The sequence below is a fragment of the Dyadobacter sp. OTU695 genome, from assembly GCF_038440355.1.
Classification (GTDB): domain Bacteria; phylum Bacteroidota; class Bacteroidia; order Cytophagales; family Spirosomataceae; genus Dyadobacter.
The window spans coordinates 212679-235775 of record NZ_JASATN010000011.1; the positions used below are offsets into that span (position 1 = coordinate 212679).

A 23097-nucleotide genomic window follows, 5' to 3' on the forward strand; every position below is an offset into this window, starting at 1 on the left:
AAACGAAAGCGGTCCCGGAAACTCCGGGACCGCTTTCGTTTTTGACGGGTATGTTTTATTCAACCTTTAACCTAACCCAAACCAACCGATGATCCGAGCTCGACTCCCGCTTTTCCACCAGCTCGGCCATCGGCTCGCCCTTCGCAGGCCAGAAAACACCGCTGTCGACGATTTGAAAACCCTTGCGGGAGGGTAGCACGTAATCCGCGCGCATGCGCCAGAATGCGGTGTGGTTTTTGGCAAATGCATTGGTGGGAGAATGCTCGGCGCCGCCTTGGCTGGCTGGGGCAGTGCCGCCGTTTATAGCTGAGTTATTGATCAGCTGCCGGATACCGTCAGGAATTGCATTGCCTTCGTCAGGCGATGCATTCTGGTCGCCCAGTAAGACGAATGATGCATTCGGGGCAAGGCCGCCTTTTTTGCCGTTGTCATCATAAATGTAGTTTCCCTTGCCTTGGGTAATGTAATCGTTCCAGAAGCGGATTTCGTCGTGGTTACGCTTGCCGTTGCGGTCCTCTTTGCCGTCGAACGAGGGCGGGGTAGGGTGGCTGGCGAGGACGTGGATGGTTTTGTTGCCTACTTTCACGGGTATGTCCCAATGCGATTTCGAAGAAAGCGGGAATTGCGCCCAAGCCTCCGGGGCGTACCATTCGGCGCCGTCTTCGGTGGTGGTTTTTAATGCATCAGGCATGTCCTTCCATTTGAAATGCTGGAATGTCCGTACCGCTTTGGCATCGATCGGGAAGCGCGACAGAAGTACCATTCCGTACTGGCCGGGGTAATTGCCGAACCCCCAGGCGTCGGAGCCATATTGTTCCTTTTTGCCGTTCCGGTCGAGGTCATAAGGCGTCGGCTGGCCCGTGTTGACCGTGGAATAGTAGTAGTAAGGATAGTCGATGCCTTTCGCGCCATTCGAATCTTCTTTCAGATAAGCCTTCACAAACTGCGCCACACCTTCCTGCGGGTTTTTGATGTAATCGAACTCGTTGAGCAAAATCACGTCCGGTCGCACGGTCTTGATAATCTGCGCGATGTTTTTGATTTGCGGGTTGGAGCCGGAAGCAAGTTCCTTGATCAATACCTTTTCTGAATTGCCCGGCGTGCCTCGCGGGAAGTAGTTTTCAGCCTCCATACTCACGTTGTAGGTGGCAAAGGTAACGGTGGAGGGCGTCCCGGTGGAAGACGCGGTTTGTGCGGCTACCAGTCCCGGGCAAAGTAATGCGCCGGAAAGCAACAGAGATTTCATTGCGTATTGTTTTGGTTGTGAATGATTGATGATGAATGCGGATCGCCGCTATTGGTGTCAAGCAAAAAGAGCCGCTCCGGTTACGAAGCAGCTCTTTTGTAATATTTATTGAACAGGCATGATCAATGGAAGAAGTCTTTCATTTTATCAAAAAAGCCCTTTTCATTCTTGCCTGGTTTCGGCTGGAAGTTCGGCGAGTGACGGAGCGATTCAAGCGTCGAACGCTCGTCCGAAGTCAGTTGCTGGGGCGTCCATACATTAATATGCACCAGCTGGTCACCTTTTCCATATCCATTCAGGTCTTTGATACCTTTGCCTTTCAGGCGCAGAATCTTGCCGGCTTGTGTTCCAGACTCGATATTAATGCGCGCCTTTCCGTCAATGGTGGGTATTTCAACCGAGGTGCCAAGTGCCGCATCGACAAAGCTCAAATGCATATCGAATATCACATTATTGCCGTCTCTTTTCAGCAATGCATCCTCCTCTTCCTCGATGACGATCAGCAGGTCGCCCGCGACACCTCCGCGCGCAGGAACGTTTCCTTTGCCCGACATCGAGAGCTGCATGCCTTCCGCAACGCCACCCGGGATATTCAGCGTGATCAGGTCGTCTTGCAGCAGGCGTCCTTCGCCCGCGCAGGAGTCGCAACGTTCGCTGATGATCTTGCCATCTCCATTACAGGTAGGGCAAGTCGTGGTCGAAACCATCTGGCCAAGCATTGTGCTCACCACCTTGCGCACCTGCCCTGTTCCGTTACAGCCGTTACAGTTGGTCAGCGACGTGCCGTTTTTCGCGCCATTGCCGCCGCAGGTGTTACAGGTAACGTGTCTTTTTACCTTAATTTTCTTCTCAACACCATTCGCAACCTCTTCAAGGTTCAGTTTCAGCTTGATGCGAAGATCGGAGCCTCTCCGGACGCGCCGGCCGTTTCCGCCCTGGCGGCCGAAAATATCCCCGAATGGGCTGCTATCCCCGAAAATATCCCCGAATTGTGAGAAAATGTCATCCATCGTGAAGCCGCCGCCAAAGCCGCCTGCCCCTCCGCCGGAAGCGCCGCCCACACCGGCGTGCCCGAACTGGTCGTAACGCTGACGTTTGTTGTCGTCGCTCAGGATGCTATATGCCTCTGCCGCCTCTTTGAATTTGTCCTCCGCCGTAGGATCGTCGGGATTCTTGTCCGGGTGGAACTTGATCGCGAGCTTGCGGTAAGCCTTTTTGATTTCATCCGCGGAGGCGCCGCGATCCACGCCAAGGACTTCGTAATAATCTCTTTTCTTTGCCATTTTTAATTACTGATGTATCCCGTAAGGAAGGTTGAGGGCATTAGGCGCCTACGATTACTTTGGCGTAACGAATAACCTTGTCGTTCAGGTAATAACCTTTTTCAATTTCATCGATCACCTTTCCTTTCAGATCTTCCGACGGAGCGGGGAACTGCGCGATGGATTCATGGAGTTCGGCGTCGAAATCAGCGCCTTTGGATTCCATGGCTTTCAGGCCTTTGGATTCGAGGGCTTTGTAAAGTTTGGTGTAAATCAGGTCCACGCCTTCTTTCAATGCTTCAATCTCGGTAGAAGAATCAAAAGAAACTTTGGCGCGTTCAAAATCGTCAACGATCGGAAGGATAAGTTTCACCGTATCGGCGCTCGCTCCCGAGATCATTTCCAGTTTTTCCTTGGCTGTGCGGCGGCGGAAATTTTCAAAATCTGCATAAAGGCGCAGGTATTTGTCTTTCAACTCGGCAATTTCAGCCTTCGCAGCGTCCAGCGGATCCGCTTTGGGTGCCGCGCCGGAGGGCGCGTCACCCGTAATCTCCTGGCCTGCATTGTCCAGGGGTACATTGTTGGAAATTTCGGAATTTTCTTCGTTTACCAGATTGTCAGTTTCCAATGAAGCTTTATCCTCGTTCATTTCGTAATTTTTGTCTTGATCTATGTTGAATTCTGTATTTTCTGGCATGGTTTTTCGCAGTTACGTGTCTTTTTGCAACAGCCATTTTACTCCTAAATTACTTTGCCACGGCTAAATTACTGACAAGATGGCATTTTACAATCAATTTGTAACTTTGCAATATGACGGCAGCAGATATCGTAAGGCAGGAGAGGAGTCGGTTTATCAAGGCAAAAGCGCTTGAAAGTGGCTTTGATTTTTGTGGTATCTCAAAGGCAGAGTTCCTCGAAAGCGAAGCTCCGCGACTCGATAAGTGGCTGTCACTGAATCACCACGGTGCCATGGCCTACATGGCCAATCACTTCGACAAGCGCCTCGATCCGACCAAACTCGTTGAAGGTGCTAAGAGTGTGATCTCCGTCCTGCTTAATTATTATCCCGAAGAACGCCTCCCGGAAGGTGACGACGACCTCAAACTTTCCAAATACGCTTACGGCACCGATTACCATTATATATTAAAGGAAAAACTGAGCGCGCTGCTTATGGCCATTCAGGAAGAGGTAGGAGAAGTAAACGGTCGCATTTTCGTCGATTCGGCGCCGGTAATGGACAAGGTGTGGGCTGCAAAAAGCGGTTTGGGATGGATCGGCAAGCATTCCAATTTGCTCAACCGCGAAATGGGCAGCTTTTTCTTCATCGGAGAAATCATCTGCGACCTGGACCTCGCTCCCGACAGCGCCACCGGTGATTATTGCGGTACGTGTACTAAATGTATTGACGCTTGCCCGACTGACGCCATCACAGGTCCTTTCGTAGTCGATGGAAGCAAATGCATCAGCTATTATACAATCGAATTAAAGGAGGCCATCCCCGAGGAAGTAAGAGGGAAATTTAACAATTGGATCTTTGGCTGTGACATTTGTCAGGACGTCTGTCCATGGAACCGTTTCGCGCGTCCGCACACGACCCCACAATTCAATTTACCTCAGGAACTTGCCGGCTTTTCGAATGGCGACTGGCGGGAGATTACCGAAGAAGTATTTCGCGAAATATTCCGCAGATCGCCCGTCAAAAGGGCCAAATACGCCGGTTTGAAGCGTAATATCGAATTTGTTATATCCGATGAATAAAAAGCACAATTATATCTGAAACCTCTTATATTTGGGCCGGGGAGTACCTTTCGATGACTGAATAAAACACTCAACACAATGAGAAAACAATCTGTCAATCTTTGGGCCGTGCTAGTATGCGTAGTGATAGGTCAGATAGTGCCAGCGTTGTGGTATGGCATTTTTTCAGAACAATGGATGGCATTGAATGGCTTCACAATGGAGCAGATCAAGTCGGCCACCAGCCCGGTCCCTTACCTTGCCAGTATAGTCTCCACCTCCTTCATGGCCTACACCATGGCCTGGATATTCACTAAGGTCCCCGTCAAATCTCTCATCACGGGTTTTCTCATCGGGCTTTTGTTCGGCATTGTCTTCGTATTGTTCGAAACGATCGTGAAGGACATGTTTTCGATGAGGCCATTAGCCCTCTCGCTCATCAATGGCGGCGTGAGCGTTATCGTGTACGCACTCACGGGTGCGATCCTGGGCGCGTGGCGCAAATACGAGTAGCCTATTCATTCTTCATCTTGCTTTTATACTAGTTGGCGTCCGGTGTCACCCTCGGTGTGCAGTACTCCCTTGTTGTCATAATTGTGTTTTTTGTAGACAAAATATGTGACCTTTCAATTTTGTCGGTGGAAAATAAAAACATCGAATACGCATTTGTGTTTCGAGCACGCAGCCAAATCCGGGGCGTCCTAATAAATGTATGTAAGACAAATAATATTTTAAGATGATTGAAAATTGGCATTTTAAATGCTTTTAAATGCCGTTTATCCGAAATATTAGTTTAGTACAATTAAAAAGAAGCGAATAAGTTGCTTATTTGTGTTAATAGGTTTAAATTTCTAAGAATTCCAAATAAACCCAACTTACCTATGAGCAAAGCTTTACAGTTTGTGCTGCTGACATTTCTGTCTGTAGTGCTATTTCTTAACACATCATACGCCCAAGACCGGCAGGTTACCGGTAAGGTGAACGATGAGAACGGGGCCGGGCTTCCTGGTGCCAACGTCCTGGTCAAAGGGACTACGAGGGGGACGAATACGGATGCGGAGGGTAATTTCAGTTTGAATATCAGTGGAGCTGCAACGCTCATTATTTCTTCTGTGGGCTATACGTCCAAGGAAGTGGCAGTGTCGGCGAACATGACGAACGTTACGGTGTCCATGGATGCCGATGTGCGTAACTTGGGTGAAGTGGTTGTCACTGCGCTGGGTATCAGTAAAGAGCAGAAGACGCTCAGCTATGCGACCCAGATGATCAACACTGATAACTTCTCCAAAGCACGCGAACTAAACGTGGCCAACTCGTTATCCGGTCGCGTGGCAGGTCTGGATATCGTTCGGTCGTCGTCAGGGGTGGGAGGGTCTACCCGTGTTGTTTTGAGGGGAGACCGATCGATTACAGGAAATAACCAGGCACTGATCGTAGTGGATGGGGTTCCGATCGATAACTCGAATTTCAGCCCTGCCGATAACTCGAATTTTACGCCTGGCAATGCAAACGGCGGCCGTGACGTAAGCGACGGCATTTCCAGTATCAACCCAGACGATATCGAATCGATAAACGTATTGAGGGGAGCATCTGCGACAGCATTGTATGGTAGCCGTGCTGCCAATGGGGCATTACTTATTACGACTAAGAAGGGAGCAGTAAGAAAAGGAATAGGCGTAAGCGTAAACAGCACTTTCCAGATGGAGCGCGCCATGGAATTACAGGATTTTCAGAACGTATACGGCCAGGGTGTAGAAGGTAAGGCTGCTGCCGGCAGTGAATTTAGCTGGGGCGCTAAAATGGAGGGGCAACAGGTTCCTGCATGGGGGCCTGATCCAGACAATAAGGGAAAGACTTATGCCTATTCACCTCAGCCCAATTCTTACAAGGATTTCTATTCAACCGGAACGTCTATCGCAAATTCCGTCGCGCTCACGGCCGGCAATGAGAAAGTTCAGACGTATTTTTCTTATACCAATACCGCTGCGAAAGGCATTGTTTCGAACAACAAGTTGAGTCGTCATAACTTCAATTTTCGCCTGTCAAGTCAGATCACAAGCAAACTCAGCTTTGACGGTAAGGTCACTTATCTGAGTGAAAAAATAGAGAACAGGCAGCAGACGGGAGAGGCGTTTGCTAACCTGCAGCGCCATATTCTAAGGTTGCCAAGAAGTATATCGTTGGAACAAGCCAAAGATTTCGAATATGTGGATCCAAAGACTGGTAAGACATTGCAAAATTATTGGAATCCCGGCTCTAACGGTGGGCAGAACCCTTACTGGATAAAGAATAGAGTGCTTGCCCTGGATAATAGGGATAGAGTCTACGGGTTTACCTCTCTGAATTACAAGATTACGCCGTGGTTCACACTGATGGGACGTGCCGGATATGATAAGTACATCGACAAGTTTGAAGGTAAATGGTATACCAATACTTATACGATTGCGGATTTTGGAGATTATCAGACGAATTGGCGGGATAATTCGGAGCTTAACCTCGATTTGTTCGGATTGGTAAGCAAACAGTTCAGTGAAGATTTCAAGCTGGACGCTACAATAGGCGGTAATATCCTCAAACGAGATTATGTGAACCATCAGACTTTGAATAATGGCCTCAACCGGGATAATCTTTTTGTTACTACCAATGCACGAAACTCGGTCACTAACCGGTCCGTTGCACAAACCCGCAAGCAGGGTGTTTTTGCCTCGGCTGATTTGATCTGGAAAGATGCGTTGACAATTTCCGCCTCGGCTAGGAACGACTGGTCGTCAACACTACCGACTGCCAATCAATCTTATTTTTTCCCGTCCGTGGGCGCTGCGGCGGTGTTGACTAGCCTTTTTGAGCTTCCGCAAGCCATTTCTTTCGCGAAAATAAGAGGAAGTTATGCCCTTACCGGTAATGATGCGGCTCCATATCTTTTGACCCAGACTTACTCTTATATAGCGGGCGGAAACACCGGATACATTGTTCGTGACAATGTTAAACCTTTTCCAGGATTGAAGCCGGAATTGACAACTGCACGGGAAATAGGTCTGGAAGCTAAGTTTTTGCAAAGCCGCATCGGTTTTGACCTGACTTTGTATAATAGTAATTCAAAGAACCAGTTGTTCAAGGTTGCGCTATCGCCAGCGTCGGGATGGAGTTCTGAGTATATCAATGCCGGAAATGTTCAGAATAAAGGCGTCGAGGTTACATTTAATGTTGTTCCGATAAGAAATGGCGACTTCTCCTGGAATATTGACTTGAATTACGCGAGGAACATCAACAAAGTTATCAAGTTGTCGGACAGGCTCTCAATACTCCCGCTTACTAATGACTTTATGAATTTTATGCAGGCGGAAGAAGGAAAAGCCTTGGGTCAAATTTATAGCCGGGGTTTCCAGCGGGACGAGCAGGGCCGCATTAAGGTGAGTGATAAAGGAGTGCCTTTGGTGACGCCCGGGACGACCGTTTCCCTTGGAACAGCACGGCCGAAATGGACAGGTGGTATCACCAATCGATTTAGCTATAAAGGCTTCAATTTGAGCTTCCTCGTCAGCGGTCGAATCGGGGGTATTGTGACCTCCTTCACCAACGCAGTTATTTATGCTGACGGCGTGACAAAGGAAACCCTGGCCGGACGTGACGGTATGGTCGTCGATGGGGTACAGGCTGACGGCAGCAAGAATACAGTTTCAACCACAGCAGAAATTTACTGGAAAGCTGTTGGAGGGCGTAATGCGCCTATAGGGGAGGCTTTTGCTTATAGCGCATCCAATATCAGGTTGCGGGAAGCGACGCTGGGTTTCAGTCTTCCACAGAAAATTCTCGGAAAGTCACCTTTTCAGAGCGCTTCGCTCTTCGTTGTCGGCCGTAACTTATTTTTCCTGATGAATAAGGCAAAAGGATTCGATCCTGAACTGGTTGCGGGTTCCGCGAATACGACGGTGGGATTAGAGTCTTTTTCGATGCCTTCCACACGCTCACTGGGCTTGAATCTTAACCTGACATTCTAAAAATTGTAAATCTGAAGCAAATGAGAAGGAGCTATAAATTAATTTCATTCGCTCTCCTTGCGACCGTGGCAGTAGGAACCTATTCCTGTACGGATAATTTTGAGGAGATCAATACAAATAAAACTAAACTGACTTCGCTGGATGAGTCAGGAACGGAAAATGCATTTGCAGCCGCGCAATACCGCTCTATTCAGGCAAGCTGGCAGACTTACCAAAGTCTTTTTGCCGACTTGCAGGGCCAGTATTTTGCGAATATAGCTCAGAACTTCGCCTCCGATCGAAACGTAATGGTGGGGAACTGGCTTAATGGAGCATGGAACGGTTTTTACGGAACAGCCGTCCCCGCTCTGCTTGGAGTCCTTGAAAATACAGGACCTGGTGGGAAATATGAAAATGCAGGGAAATTTGCGATGGCAAATATCTGGAAGGTATATATGTATCTTCCGAGAACTGACTATTGGGGGCCGATTCCTTATTCCAAAGTAGGCAGTGGTGAGGCATCTGTTCCCTACGACTCACAGGAATCTATTTACAAGGACTTTCTAGCAACGCTTAAGACTTCGACAGCAACCTTGGAGGGCCTTAAAGGCACAACGATTTTTGGTACTGTAGACCAGATTTATGCGGGGGATGTAAACAAATGGATTTTGTTTGCCAATACATTGCGTTTGCGGATCGCCATGCGTATGTCCAAAGTTGAACCAGCGTTGGCGAAAACGGAAGCGGAAGCGGCTGTTGCAGGCGGTACTCTGGCAACAAATGCGGATGATGCATTTTTGAAAGTGAATGCCAATTCATTCAATCCGATGAATCAGGCTACGGCTTGGAATGAATTTCGAATGAGCGCAGCTATGGAAAGTGTTTTGAAGGGCTACGCAGATCCCCGGATCAGTAAATTTTACGCACCGGTTCCGGGTACTACCAATTCATTTAAAGGATTGAGGAACGGATATACGCAGGGACAGCTCGAAGCACCAGAGAATAAGGCTAATGCAACTTCCAATGTAGCCGACATTTTTTTACCGGCAGTACAGGCAACGAATCCTTTTGCGATCATGTATGCTTCAGAGGCTTATTTCCTGAAAGCTGAGGGGGCTTGGAAAGGTTGGAATATGGGAACCGGTACTGCAAAGGAATTCTATGAAAAAGGTATTGAAACGGCCTTGAAGCAGTGGGGCATTACCGATGCAGCCGCAATTACCACCTATATCAATGGAACGACCGCTCCGGTGGCATTGTCCGATTTCTCGAAATCTCCCCCTTTGTCGGATATTCCGGTAAAATTCTCCGCAGACCCAACCAAGCAACTCGAACAGATCATTACGCAAAAATGGCTGGCAAACTATCCAAATGGTCACGAAGCTTGGGCCGAATATCGTAGAACTGGCTATCCAAAACTTTATGCACGTATAAATTCGGAAAACCCTGATACCCCCAAAGATGCGGTATTAAGGAGAACGCCTTTCGTGATTGGCGAGCAGCAAACAAATGCTGCTGCTCTAAAAGACGCGATTACCAAACTCGGTGGCGAGGATAAATCCAGCACCCGCCTGTGGTGGGATAAGCCCTGATCCCGAATTTTTGAACTATATCTTTTAAGCAAAAAGGCAGACCTCACGTCTGCCTTTTTGCAATACCATATCGACCCATGCGAAAATTTCTACTACTGCTCGTTCTCGTATCCGGCTGCAAGCAGGACGATACCCTGTTCACCCTCCTCGATGCGGGCAAGACCGGCGTCGATTTTAACAATTATATCGATGAGGATGAAGAAAACAACGTGCTGCGGTATGGCTATTTCTATAACGGCGGGGGTGTTGCGGCGGCAGATTTCAATAACGACGGGCTGATCGATTTGTACTTCACCGGCAATATGGTGGCTAATAAACTGTACCTCAACCGCGGCGACATGGAATTTGAGGACGTTTCGGAAAAGTCCGGAACAGGCCTGAATGAGGGCTGGAAAACGGGCGTGTCGGTGGTGGATATCAATGACGACGGGTGGGTGGATATTTTCGTGAGCCGCGCAGGTGCGCAGGACCCGAGGCTGCGTACGAAGGTATTGTATGTCAACAATGGGAAAACGGCCGATGGCATCCCGACTTTTACAGAGAAAGCTGCCGAATACGGCCTGAACGACGCTTCGTACACGACGCAAACCGTTTTCTTCGATTACGACCGTGACGGGGATACCGACTGTTTCCTGCTTAACCATTCCCTGCAGAAATACGCGGGGTTCAGCAACTTGCTCGCAGACTACCGCCAGCAGCGCAACGAGGCATATGGCAACAAGCTGCTCCGCAATGATGGCGGAAAATTTGTAAATGTGACCGATTCGGCCGGGATCGTTTCCAATGTACTCAGCTTTGGCTTGGGAGTGAATGTCAACGATTTCAACAATGACGGCTGGCAGGACCTTTACATTGCCAACGACTACAACGAGAACGATTACCTCTATCTGAACGAAAAGAACGGGAAGTTTAAAGAAGTGATCCGGGAAGCAATGGGTCACGTATCACTGTACTCGATGGGTACCGATGCCGCCGACGTAAACAACGACGGGCTGATGGATGTTTTAACGCTGGATATGCTCCCGGCAGGCAACGAACGCATTAAACTGACATCCGGCGACGACAACTACGACAAATACCAGCAACTGCTCCGCGCGGGTTTTCATGACCAGAGTATGCGCAATATGTTACAGCTCAATAGTGGTACTAAGCCTAATGGTGTGCCTGTTTTTAGTGAAATAGGCCAGCTGGCAGGCATTTCGAATACCGACTGGAGCTGGGCGGCACTAATGGCCGACTTCGATAACGACGGCTGGAACGACATATTCATTTCAAATGGCTATGCCCGGGACTATACCAACATGGAATTCCTGAAATACTCGGCCGATAAACAAGTTCAGAGCAATCAAGGAGGCGACGCGCCCAAGCAAATGGAGATCATCGCCCAGATGCCGCCGATCAACGAGCCGGATTATATTTACCAGAACCAGAAAAACCTGACGTTTACGAAAAAAAACAGGGAATGGGGTTTTGAAAAGAATAACCAGTCGAATGGCGCAATCTATGCCGACCTCGATAACGACGGCGACCTGGACCTGGCGACGAACAATGTCAGCCAGAAAGCGTTCATTTACCGCAATAACGCCGAGAAGATGCCTGGTGCCAATGCATCTTTGCGTGTCAGACTGTCATCGCCCAAATATGCTTACCTGGCAGGCGCAAAGGTTACTTTATATAGCGATTCGCTTACACAAACCCGGAATTTTATTCCCGTTCGCGGGTTTCAGTCGGCTCAGTGGGACGCGCTGCATTTCGGTTTGGGCGGCAGTCCGCTGGGCGGCAGTCCGCTGGGCGGCAATCCGCTGGGCGATTCGCTGATTGTAACGTGGTCGGATGGCAGCCGGCAGGTATTGAAGGTGATAAGCGGGAAAGAGGTAACGCTCCGGTATGCGGATGCCCGAAAGGCTGCCGACGCTCCGGCCGGTCCGGGACCGTTATGGGAGCCCGCTACGCTCATCGACTTTACCCACACGGAGGATGCGCGCAACGATTTCCGCATTCAGACGCTGCTACCTGCCATGCTGAGCTACCAGGGCCCGCATTTGGCCCAAAAAGACCTTAACGGCGATGGTGCCGATGATATTTACATCGGGGGCGCGAGGGGCCAGTCGGGCGCGTTGTTTGTGAGCAGGAACGGTGCATTCCAAAAGTTGCCGCAGGCTGCTTTCGAGGCCGATGCCGCCTTTGAAGATGCAGATGCGGAGTTTTTCGATGCCGATGGCGACGGGGACCAGGATTTGCTCGTGACGAGTGCCGGTTACGAGCTCAATGCGGGTGACCCGCTGCTAATGCCGCGGCTGTACCTGAATGAGAAAGGTGATTTCAGGAAGGCGCCATTTCCGGCTGTTGCGCCCAATGCCTCCGTTGTCGCTGCCGGGGACGTGGATAAGGACGGTGACCTGGATATTTTTCTCGGTTCGAGGGTAACACCCGGCCGTTTTCCGGAAAGTCCCGGAGGTGTGCTGATGGTTAATAATGGTAAAGCCGGATTTTCGGACGAAACCGGAAGCCGCGCCCCGGAGCTTCGAAATGCGGGTATGATCACAGATGCGGTCTTCCGGGATCTCGAAAAGGATGGATTTCCCGAGCTGATATTAACTGCCGACTGGATGCCGGTCAGGATTTTTGGCAATGGTAAGGGTAAATTGATCGATTTGAGTAAGAAATGGGGGACTGCTGACCTGAGCGGCTGCTGGAATGTATTGCACCCCGCCGATCTCGACGGGGATGGCGATACCGATTTTGTGGTTGGAAATATGGGTACTAACTGGCAATGGAATGTGACTTCTCCCGGCGGTTTGGAGCTGTATGCAGCTGATTTCGATAACCTCGACAGGATCGTTCCCGTTGTGGCCCTGAACGAGGACGGCAAGCAATACCCTTATGCAAGCCGCGACGAATTGCTCGACCAGATCCCTTCATTAAAAAAGAAGTATCCTGATTATGTCAGCTATTCCAAAGCTGTGCTGTCCGATATGCTGCCGGCCGGTAAGCTGAAAGAAGCTAAGAAGTTCTTCGTCAACGAGTACCGGACTGGTATCCTTGAAAATGTGAATGGTAAACTGGTTTTTCGCGCCTTGCCGGTTGAAGCGCAATTCGCACCGGTACATGCGATTGTCGTTCACGACATGGATGGGGACGGAAAGCCGGATATTGTGTTGGGGGGAAACACGAGGCAGACCCGGGTAAGAATAGGAAAGAACGACGCCGGTTTAGTGCAAGTGTTTTCAAATGTGAATGCTTTGAAATTCAATTATTTGCCTCAATATAAAAGTGGCTTTTACGTGCAGGGCGACGTTCGCGCGTTGACCATTTTACGGGCAAACGGCGCACCCTATCTGGTGGGGGGCGTTAACAATGCACCCTTGATCAGTTATCGTTTCAGGAGGTGAAAAATTAATTTTTGATTAAAATTCTTCAAATGCCCGAAAGCTGCTGGTAGTGGTTTCCGGGCATTTTTTTGTGGATTTCGTATATAAAGAGCAGAAGATACCGGCAAATTCAAATGTTAAAGTAACCGGATTCGCTCGGTCGTAGACATCCGTTTTATTCGTAAAAGGTTTTTTATATTTATTAAAGGAATATTAAAAATATAACCTAAATACAAATCGTTTTTAAAATTATTTAATTATAAATTATTTGATGATATTTGCCATCAACCGGTTTTTGCTTCGCAATTATTCGGTCTTTACCAAATTTAACCTATTTAAAATTTACTAATTTATCGACCTATGAAAGAAAAGCTACGCATGGTCCTGGGGAAAGGGATTATCCCCCTGGGGCTATTTCTGCTTTTTGCATCGTTGACCTCCTTTGCTCAGGAACGGACTGTTACTGGTAAGGTCATCGATGAAAAAGACCAGGGACTCCCTGGTGTCTCAGTAACGGTGAAAGGAACGACGCGGGGTACCAACGCGGATGCGGACGGTAACTTTTCGCTCGCAGGGGTAAAGGATGCAGATGTGCTGGTATTTAGCTCAATCGGCTATTTGAAGCAGGAAATGGCTGTTGGAAGCCGCAGTACGGTGGACATCAAGATGGTGCCCGACGTGGCGAATCTTGAAGAAGTAGTTGTGACGGCTCTTGGTGTATCAAAAGAGGCACGTAAGCTGGGTTATGCAGTGACTACTATTGGTGGTGACTTGATGACCAAAGCAAGAGAAACGAACGTGGGTAACTCGCTGGCCGGCCGTGTGGCGGGTTTGAACGTAAAAGGAACGAGCGGCGGTCCTGGTGGTACTGCCAAGATTTTGATGCGGGGTATGCCAAGTATGAACTCAGGTGGTGCACCGCTGATCGTTATCAATGGTGTGCCTATGGATAATACGCAGCGTGGTAGCGCCGGTGAATGGGGTGGTGCCGATGGTGGTGACGGTTTGGGTAATCTCAACCCGGACGATATCGAGTCGATGACTGTTCTGAAAGGTCAGGCTGCTTCGGGTCTTTACGGTACACGTGCTACGAACGGTGTAATCCTGATTAAAACCAAATCAGGCAAAAAGGGCGATTTTTCGGTGGATTATAACCTAAACTACTCGCTTGACGCACCACGCGATATGACCGATTTCCAATATGAATACGGACAAGGTATCGGTGGCCAGAAACCTACTACCACCGCATTGGCGCAGCAAACTGCTCGTATGAGCTGGGGCGCGAAACTGGACGGCTCGGACATTGTCCAGTTCGATGGCAAAACTTATAAATACTCTGCTCAGAAAGACAATGTGAAGCACTTCTATCGAAATGGTAGCAACTTTACCAATAGTGTTTCGGTAAGCAAAGGTGGCGACAATGGTTCATTCCGCTTGTCATTGGCCAATCTGGACAACAAATCGATCATCGAGAACAGCGGGTTGAAGAGAAGAACTTTCAACCTGACTGCTGACCAGAACATTACCAAAAAATTGAGCGTGAATGTGATGGCTAACTACATCATTGAGGACATCAAGGGTAAGCCAATCCTTAGTGATGGTCCGATGAACGCTAACAATGGTATGTTCCTAGCCACGAACATCGATCAGCGCATCCTGTCTCCGGGGTACGACCCTACAACCGGAAGGGAAATCGTGTTCTCGGATGATGAATACGTTACTAACCCGTATTTTGTAACCAACCAGTTTGTGAACGATGTGGATCGCAAAAGATTGATCACGGCGGTGGCGACGAAATACCAGTTTGCTGACTGGATTTATGCCCAGGCACGTATCGGATATGACAATGCCAATGACCGCATTTTCAAAGTGACTCCATGGGGAACTGCCTATTCAAATGGAGCAAAAGGCGGATTGGATGAGTTGTCCAATGCACAACGTACCGAAATGAACATTGACGGTTTGGTGGGTATCAACAAAACCTTCGGTGACATTTCGCTTGATGCGATTGCGGGAGCAAACGTTCGTAAAAACTGGTATGAGAAAGTAAGCGTTGGCGGTAGCCCGTTTGTATTGCCTTACCTGTATAGCTGGAACAACGTGGTGAACTTCAACCGTAATTACGAAGTGGCAAATAAAGAGGTTCAGTCAGCCTATTATAGTGTTGACCTGGGTTACAAAGGTATCCTTAACCTGAGTACAACCGGTCGTTACGACGTTTTCTCATCGCTGCCCAGCGCAAACAGAAGCATCTTCACACCTTCGGTAACGGGTGCATTCATCTTTACCGACATGCTGAATGTGTCGAACCTGAGCTTCGGTAAAGTTCGCGCCTCTTACGCCCGTACCAGCGGAGAATTCGACCCTTATCAGACAAGCCAGTATTATAGTGTCGGAAATCCGATTACAGGTATACCTACCGGAAGTTTCCCCGATGCGTTGCCTAACCTGTTTCTCAAACCTTTCACCAAATCAGAGCTTGAATTTGGTTTGGAATTGAAATTCTTCGGAAACCGTCTGGGCTTGGACGCATCCTATTACAGCCAGAAAACCAAGAATGAAATCATGCCGGCAACTTACAGCAGCGCTACCGGTTACCTGACTGGTGTAGTTGGCACGGGTTCCACTCAAAACCGTGGTCTGGAATTGATGCTGACTGGTTCGCCTGTCAAAACTTCCAAATTCGAATGGAATGCATCTTTCAACCTTACCTCGGTTAAAAACAAAATCCTGGAAACAGATGCTGACAACAACCCGATCACACTCGGCTCCAACCGTGCAACGCTGGGTAATGCTGTTACAGCGTTCGTAGTGGGCGAAGCAGGTCCGCAGATCCGTGCTTACGACTACAAATATGCGTCGAATGGCCAGATCATCGTGGATGAATTCGGCATTCCGGTCAGGGGTGAGTTGAAAAACTACGGTACTGTGCTGCCTACACTTTATGGTGGTTTGAACAACGACATCCGCCTGGGTGACGTGAACCTTTCGTTCCTCGTAGATTACAACTTCGGAAATAACATCCTTTCTGCTACCGAGAACTACGCTTACCGTCGTGGTTTGGCCAAAGAAACCCTGGTAGGCCGTGAGGGTGGCATTACAACTGGAGTAACAGAGAGCGGCGCGGCAAATACAGTGACCGCCACTGCGGAGAAATATTATACCGGGCTAGCCAACAACGTAACGGCTATCAGCGTGGTGGACGGCGACTTCATCAAACTGCGCCAGGTAACATTGGGTTACAGCCTACCTGCGAAAATGTTGGAAAAATGGCCTTTGATCCGCGCGGTGAATATCTCCCTGGTTTCTCGGAACCTGTTCTATTTCATGAAGAAAGCGAAGAATATCGATCCGGAAGCTACTTTTGGCGCTAACCTGAAATACTCGGGTATCGAAGGTACCAGCTTGCCTGCCACGCGCAATTATGGTGTTAACGTAGCCTTCAAGTTCAAATGAGCATTAATATGAAAAAGAAAATAATCAATATGATCGTCCTCGCAGGCCTGCTTCCTTTGGCTTGTACGGACAAATTCGATGAACTGAACACCGACCCTACCAAGGCGTCGGGTGAAACGTTCGATCCGAACCTGCTATTGCCATCCGTTCAGTTCAATCATGCGAATGCAACAGCAGGTTACAACGGTACGATCCTTTTCCAAAGCATGTGGGTACAGATTTTGTCTTCCACAACTTCTGGTGCAGCCAACTATTATTCCAATGCCGACAAGTATGTGATTTCGAGCAATACGAACTCCTACCTGGCAAGCTCTTGGAATACCGGCTACCGTGCTGCCAGCCTCGCTTATGAAATGGAACAGTTGACGAAGGATAAGCCAGCCCTGGTGAATCTGACCAACGTCGCCATCATCATGCAGGTACAGGCGCTCGCGACGATCACCGATATTTACGGCGACATTCCTTATACGCAGGCGTTGCAGGCGAAATCAGGCATCACGCTGCCTGTTTACGATACCCAGGAAAGTATCTACAAATCGCTTCTGACTCGCCTGGATGCTGCCGTAGCTGCATTGAATCCTGCTGCTGCTATTCCAGCCAACGATTCGTTTGCAGGATACAAAGGTGATATCTCGAAATGGAAGAAGTACGGCTACTCCCTGATGCTGAAACTGGCTATGCGCCTCACCAAAGCTGATCTAGCTACTGCTAAAACCTATGCGGAGAAGGCAGCGGCAGGCGGTGTGTTCACCAGTGTGGCAGACGATGCCTACATTGTAATGGACGATGCGAATGGCTATACCAATGGTAACGGCGCTGCACTGTCGACGCCTGCGGATATTTATCAGGTAAGATGGAGCAAAGTGATGATCGACTACCTGAAAGCGGGCAACGACCCACGTTTAGGTAAGATCGCCGAAGTGCCTGCGGCTGGTCTCGCGGCCAACCAAAGCATTACCATTGCTGGTGACGCTACGCCTGCCAATCAGCTGGGTCTGCCAAACGGCTACGATATGAACGGCGGTGCAACCGACATTACCAAGTCGGCAGGTTACCCCGGTGGAACCGGTACCGGCGGCGATGTAACACCGATCGGCAAATATTCTCGTCCAGCTGGCATTTACCGTTCAAGAAGCGGGCCGATTTTTGTGCTGAGCTACGCTCAAACCGAATTGTTGCTGGCAGAAGCTGTAACCCGTGGATTTGCGGTAGGTGGAACAGCGGCTGCGCATTATAAAAACGGTCTTTCTGCGGGGATCCAATCTGTGGGCAAATATGGCGCCGCGGCTGTGATCGACGCTGCAACTGCCGATGCCTATGCGGCTGCGCATCCATTGGATGCTGCCAATGCATTGAAGCAGATCAACGAACAATACTGGGCTACTACCGGTATTCAGTTTAACTTCGTGGAAGCATGGAGCAACTGGAAGCGTTCAGGTTTCCCTGTCTTGACGCCGATCAACTACGTGGGTAACTTCTCGAACGGGACCATCCCGCGTCGCCAGCCTTACCCAACCACCGAGGCAACTCAGAATAGCGCTAACTACAAGGATGCCATTGGGCGCCTGGCAAGTGGCGACAACTGGGTGTCCAGAGTTTGGTGGGACAAATAAATAATACGAAAGCGCTAAGAAATATTATTTTTCTTAGCGCTTTCTTCTTGAATCACTGCACTAAGTTTTAACTTCAACTTTTGGTTGAAGTTTTTTATTTTAGTAGTAAATCTTCCTTTCTAAATCGGTACTGCACTTTCAATGAATCACAAGGGTCGCCTTTTTTACCTGCCTGCCATTTTACTGCTGACATTACATTTCACCGACGTCAGGGCGCAGGGCCACTTGTTCCGACTGCTCGAAGGCAAGCAGACGGGGATCGATTTCGTGAACCCCATCAGCGAAACCGAGAATCAGAATGTGATGTCCTACGAATACTATTACAACGGCGGCGGCGTAGCGGTGGGCGATATCAATAACGACGGGTTCGACGACCTTTTTTTTACGTCCAATATGGGTTCCAATAAGCTTTATCTGAACCTGGGCGCGAAAGGGGAAAAGATGAAGTTCAAAGACATTACCTCCTCGGCAGGCAAAGGACTTGAAGGGCGGAAAGGCGGCTGGAAAACGGGTGTGACCATGGCCGATGTGAATGGCGATGGCCTGCTTGATATCCATATCTGCTATTCCGGCAAAGTGAAGGACGAAGACCGCAAAAACCAGCTTTTTATCAATCAGGGTAACCTCCGGTTCGTCGAGCAGGCGAAGGAATATGGGTTGGACAATATCTCGTATAGCACCCAGGCCGCTTTCTTTGATTACGACAACGATGGCGATCTGGACATGATGTTGCTCAACCATACCACCAAGAAGATCGACAATATGGAGCTCGCCAAATTCCGCACGCAAACGGACGAGCTCGCAGGTAACAAGCTTTTTGAAAACCAGAAAAATCATTTCGTAGAAGTTACTCAAAAGGCAGGCATTCACCAGTATCCCCTCACATTCGGACTCGGCATTGCGATCGCGGATGTGAACCAGGACGGCTGGCAGGATATCTACGTTACCAATGACTATAACGAACCCGATTATCTATATATCAACAACCATGACGGTACGTTCAAAGATGTAACCCGTCAGTATTTCCGGCATCTGGCGCAGTTCTCGATGGGTATCGATATCGCCGATTTCAACAACGACGGACTGCCGGATATTATGTCGCTGGATATGTTGCCCGAGGATAATCAGCGCCAGAAATTGCTGCAATTGCAGGAGAACTACGAATCCTTTGAACTGATGGTCAGGCAGGATCTGCAAAAGCAGTACATGCGCAATATGTTGCAGCTCAACAATGGCGACGGCACTTTTAGCGAGATCGCGCAGTTTGCCGGCGTTTCCAATACAGATTGGAGCTGGACGCCACTTTTCGCCGATTTCGACAATGATGGTTTCAAGGACCTGTTCGTTTCAAATGGCTATCTGAGAGATTATACCAATAAAGATTTTCTCAAATACTGGGGTGACTATAAGATCAAAAGGGCGGTCGATAAGGAGCCGTTTCAACTCATGGACCTCGTGAAAGCTATGCCGTCCACAGCGCTGGCCAACTACATTTTCAAGAACAACGGCGATCTCACCTTTTCGAAAATGCAGCAGCCCTGGGGACTTGAACATGCGTCGGTATCCAGTGGCGCCGTGTATGCGGATCTGGACAACGATGGCGATCTTGACCTCGTTGTGAACAATATCAATGAACCTGCATTTGTATACCAAAATACGGCCAGCGAGGCAAAGAATATCAACTGGCTGCAATTGAAATTGAAACAGAACGGAGCGAATGCCGGCGGAATAGGAGCGAGGGTTTATATCAGAGCGAAAGGAAGGCTTCAATACCAGGAAGTGAGCCCGAACCGCGGTTACCTCTCGTGCACACCATTACGTTTGCATTTTGGCTTGGGCGAGTTAGCGGTAGTCGATACCGTTAAAATCCTCTGGCCGGATGGTACGGTCCAGCTTCTCGAAAATGTGAAAGGTAACCAGTTGCTGCTGGTGGAAAAAAGCGGGAAAAAGGTTGAGAAAGGCGGTAAGGCAAGCATTCCAAATGTAGTATTTCAAAAGCAGGCCCCGGCGATTGCCTATCAGCACGAGGGGTTCAGTGAAAATGATTTCAAACGGCAGCCGCTGATGCTCTCGATGTATTCGCAAACAGGCCCGGTGGTGGCGAAAGGCGATGTGAACAAGGATGGTCTGGACGATATTTTCGTAAGCGGCGACCAGAACAAGCAGGCCAAAATATGGCTGCAACAGAAGGACGGCGCATTCCTTGAAATGCCCGGTTTCGCAATCGGCGATGAGAATACGTCCGCAATTTCCGCGGCTGTGTTTTTTGACGCCAACGGCGATGGGTTTGATGATTTATATGTTGCGAAAGGCGGTTATTCGCTTTTTGAGCCGAATACCGTGTCGCTGCAGGACGAGGTTTATCTGGGCGACGGCAAGGGCGGTCTGAGCTTGTCGGTACTTTCGGTGCCGAATATGAAGGCTAGCAGCAAGTCGTGCGTTCGCCCGTTCGATTTTGACAAAGATGGCGACCTCGATCTCTTCGTCGGCGGCCGCATTATCCCCGGTCGTTATCCTGAGGCACCTGCTTCGTATTTACTGGTAAATGACGGTAAAGGCCGGTTCGAAACCCGCGAATCACCGTTTTTCAGGATTGGGATGGTGACCGACGCACAATGGGGAGATCTCAACGGGGACGGTAAAGCAGAACTCGTGATCGCCGGTGAAATGATGCCCATAAAAGTTTTTACCTACAACGGAAAGGATTTTGAGGATAAAACAGCCGACTATTTTAAAAACGAGGAGAGCGGTTTTTGGAATACCCTCAAAATAGAAGACCTGGATGGCGACGAGAAACCTGATATAGCAGCCGGTAACCTTGGATTGAATTCGCAGATCAAAGCGTCTGAAAAAGAGCCCGCCGAACTATACTTCGCGGATTTCGACAAAAATGGCTCCATCGATCCCTTTTTCAACTTTTATATACAGGGTAAATCCTACCCGTTTGTTAGCCGCGACGAGCTGAACGACCAGATCTACCCGATGCGCAAGAAGTTTTCCTTCTACCGCGACTACGCCAATGCGACCATGCCCGATGTGATTCCTAACGCCGAGCTGGCAAAGGCAGGCAAACTGGAAGCGCGCGAGCTTCACACCGTGTGCTTCATGAACCGTAACGGTAAGTTTGAAAAGTTCGTGATGCCCGCACGTGCACAATTCGCGCCTATATGCGCGATTTTGTCCGGAGACTACAATTATGACGGACAAACGGACCTGCTCCTTTTAGGTAACAAAACCGATAACCGCCTCAAACTAGGCAGTATGGATGCCAGCTACGGTAGTCTTTTTGCAGGCGACGGCAAAGGAGGGTTCCGTTTCGTAGAACAGCCGGAAACGGGAATGTCGGTAAGCGGGGACGTGAAATCGGCTGTGCAGGTCAATATCGGTAACCAGCCATTTATAGTTATTGGCGCATTCAATGAGCCATTGCAGTTTTATAAAAATTCCAGGAAGTAATGCATCGGATCTGTCTCCTCTTTTTGATTTTTACCCAATCTGTTTTTGCCAAACCTGCCAGAGAGGAACTGCGCAGGCATTTGCAGCCGGCAGTATTTTCGGTAACGATGGTGATGATCCACGACGTGGTGAACCCACCCGCGGCGAGCCGCTTTTACACTTATTGCCTCCTGGGTGCACACGAGATCGTAGCTTTGAACAACCGGCAGATCGTAGCCCCGACGGTTTTTACAAAAAGCATTAACCCTGTTGCGATCGGTACGAAGGATTATGACTACCAGATCGCGGCATTGTATTGCATCCTGGAAACGGGGCGGCTTATTATCCCCTCGGGGTACATGCTGGAAGAAGATCAGAAGAAGCTGATCATCGCATTATTGGGAGAAGGACATTCGCAGGCGACCATCGATAAGTCGATTGCCGTGGCACAGGATGTGGCCAAGAAAGTCGCTGCCGACGCATCCACTGACGGTTATCTCAAACTCAGCACACGCCTGCGGTACCGTCCGAAGAAAGGCGACGCATATTGGTACCCGACCCCGCCGGGTTATATCGAGGGGGTTGAACCGCATTGGAAAACGATCCGCCCCGTGCTGATCGATTCCTGCAATCAGTTCGTGCCGAAGCCGCCGGTGGAATTCAGCAAGGACAGTACCAGTACTTTCCACAAGCTGGCAAAAGAGGTTTATGATGTAGGTAAAAATCTGACGGAACAACAGCGCTTCATTGCCTCCTATTGGGACTGCAACCCGTTTGCGATCAATACCTCCGGGCATATGAATATCGGTTTCAAGAAAATCAGTCCTGGCGGGCACTGGATGAACATTACCGGTATCGCGACTACCAAAGCCAATCTGGACCTCGACAAAGGCATTATGGTCCATTCGCTCGTAGCCGCGACGCTGATGGACGCCTTTATCAGTTGCTGGGACGAGAAGTACCGGAGCAGCCGTGTGCGGCCCGAGACGGCCATTAACCGCATGATCGATCCTCAATGGCAGCCGCTGTTGCAAACGCCGCCATTCCCTGAATACACGAGCGGCCACAGCGTGATTTCGACAGCCGTCGCGGAAACGCTCACGTTTTTGCTGGGCGAAAATTTCGCCTTCCGCGACGATACCGAAGTGATATTCGAATTACCGACGAGAGACTTCAAATCATTCCGGCAGGCATCGGAGGAAGCCGCTATTTCGCGTCTTTACGGTGGCATTCATTACCGTGATGCCATCGAGAACGGCCAGGCGCAGGGTAGGGCATTGGGTGTTTTTATCATTGAAAAGCTGAAAAAAGCCGGTGTTAAAGCTGCGATCTGACAATTTCTGAATGCTCGAAAGCTTAATATGGTTCGAAAATAGTAGTTTTGGGTTCTCAAAAAACGCCGCGTTCC

General features: G+C 49.3%; 12 protein-coding genes. 9 read left to right on the top strand and 3 right to left on the bottom strand.

Going from position 1 to position 23097, the window contains the following annotated elements; all coding sequences use genetic code 11:
* Window positions 1-55: 55 nt before the first annotated feature.
* The 3 genes from AAHB90_RS20470 to AAHB90_RS20480 all read right to left on the bottom strand — a co-directional run bounded on the left by AAHB90_RS20470 (window position 56) and on the right by AAHB90_RS20480 (window position 3205).
* Window positions 56-1246: an endonuclease/exonuclease/phosphatase family protein gene (locus AAHB90_RS20470; protein ID WP_342087060.1), complete on the bottom strand. Its 1191-nt coding sequence runs from the start codon at window positions 1244-1246 to the stop codon at window positions 56-58.
* 122 nt (window positions 1247-1368) lie between these two features.
* Window positions 1369-2529, bottom strand: coding sequence for a molecular chaperone DnaJ (gene dnaJ, locus AAHB90_RS20475; RefSeq protein ID WP_342087061.1), 1161 nt, complete (start codon window positions 2527-2529; stop codon window positions 1369-1371).
* 40 nt (window positions 2530-2569) lie between these two features.
* Window positions 2570-3205 (bottom strand): nucleotide exchange factor GrpE, encoded by a 636-nt coding sequence (locus tag AAHB90_RS20480; protein ID WP_342087062.1) that lies wholly within the window; start codon window positions 3203-3205, stop codon window positions 2570-2572.
* Between the two features lie 113 nt (window positions 3206-3318).
* Between AAHB90_RS20480 and queG the strand changes: the two genes are divergently transcribed.
* The 9 genes from queG to AAHB90_RS20525 all read left to right on the top strand — a co-directional run bounded on the left by queG (window position 3319) and on the right by AAHB90_RS20525 (window position 23023).
* Entirely contained in the window at window positions 3319-4266 is a 948-nt protein-coding gene (queG, locus tag AAHB90_RS20485) for a tRNA epoxyqueuosine(34) reductase QueG (RefSeq protein WP_342087063.1), read from the top strand.
* A 78-nt stretch (window positions 4267-4344) separates the two neighbouring features.
* On the top strand, window positions 4345-4758 hold the full coding sequence (locus tag AAHB90_RS20490) for a DUF1761 domain-containing protein (RefSeq protein WP_342087064.1): 414 nt from the start codon (window positions 4345-4347) through the stop codon (window positions 4756-4758).
* A 368-nt stretch (window positions 4759-5126) separates the two neighbouring features.
* The gene (locus AAHB90_RS20495; RefSeq protein ID WP_342087065.1) at window positions 5127-8243 is read left to right on the top strand and encodes a SusC/RagA family TonB-linked outer membrane protein; all 3117 of its coding nucleotides are present in this window, start codon (window positions 5127-5129) and stop codon (window positions 8241-8243) included.
* Window positions 8244-8263: 20 nt separating this feature from the next.
* Window positions 8264-9814: a SusD/RagB family nutrient-binding outer membrane lipoprotein gene (locus AAHB90_RS20500; RefSeq protein WP_342087066.1), complete on the top strand. Its 1551-nt coding sequence runs from the start codon at window positions 8264-8266 to the stop codon at window positions 9812-9814.
* A gap of 77 nt (window positions 9815-9891) precedes the next feature.
* Entirely contained in the window at window positions 9892-13206 is a 3315-nt protein-coding gene (locus tag AAHB90_RS20505; protein WP_342087067.1) for a VCBS repeat-containing protein, read from the top strand.
* 339 nt (window positions 13207-13545) lie between these two features.
* Window positions 13546-16641, top strand: a complete 3096-nt coding sequence (locus AAHB90_RS20510; RefSeq protein WP_342087068.1) for a SusC/RagA family TonB-linked outer membrane protein — start codon at window positions 13546-13548, stop codon at window positions 16639-16641.
* An 8-nt stretch (window positions 16642-16649) separates the two neighbouring features.
* A complete protein-coding gene (locus AAHB90_RS20515) occupies window positions 16650-18254 on the top strand; it encodes a SusD/RagB family nutrient-binding outer membrane lipoprotein (RefSeq protein WP_342087069.1) in 1605 nt (534 codons plus the stop codon).
* Between the two features lie 141 nt (window positions 18255-18395).
* A complete protein-coding gene (locus tag AAHB90_RS20520; RefSeq protein WP_342087070.1) occupies window positions 18396-21710 on the top strand; it encodes a VCBS repeat-containing protein in 3315 nt (1104 codons plus the stop codon).
* Complete coding sequence (locus tag AAHB90_RS20525) at window positions 21710-23023, top strand: vanadium-dependent haloperoxidase (protein ID WP_342087071.1); 1314 nt, start codon at window positions 21710-21712, stop codon at window positions 23021-23023. Before AAHB90_RS20520 ends, AAHB90_RS20525 begins: the two co-directional genes overlap by 1 nt.
* The last annotated feature ends 74 nt before the right edge of the window (window positions 23024-23097 follow it).